The sequence below is a fragment of the Rhizobium ecuadorense genome, from assembly GCF_001187535.1.
Lineage (GTDB): Bacteria > Pseudomonadota > Alphaproteobacteria > Rhizobiales > Rhizobiaceae > Rhizobium > Rhizobium ecuadorense.
The window spans coordinates 1-266 of sequence record NZ_LFIO01000721.1; the positions used below are offsets into that span (position 1 = coordinate 1).

A 266-nucleotide genomic window follows, 5' to 3' on the forward strand; every position below is an offset into this window, starting at 1 on the left:
TCGGCATGCTGATAATGGCCTGGCCGATCGCGTTGCTGGCTCTCGCCTTCGGCTTCATCCATAATTTTGTATTGGGTTTCTTTGCCGGTGCCTACCGCCGTCTCGGTGCCTCTGCACTGGCTGCAGTGGAAGCATTGACACAGTTGAGCTGGACAACGCTGCAGACTTTGAAGGCCGTCAAAAGCTTCGGCATGGAAAAGCGCCACCAACAACTCTTCGAGGCGCTTTCCAACGACGTCGGCCAGACCTGGCGCCGGTCAGACGGG

1 pseudogene is annotated in these 266 nt (G+C 57.9%); it reads left to right on the forward strand.

Going from position 1 to position 266, the window contains the following annotated elements:
• Positions 1 to 266, forward strand: a pseudogene (locus tag AF337_RS13550) (ABC transporter ATP-binding protein); the annotation flags it as partial.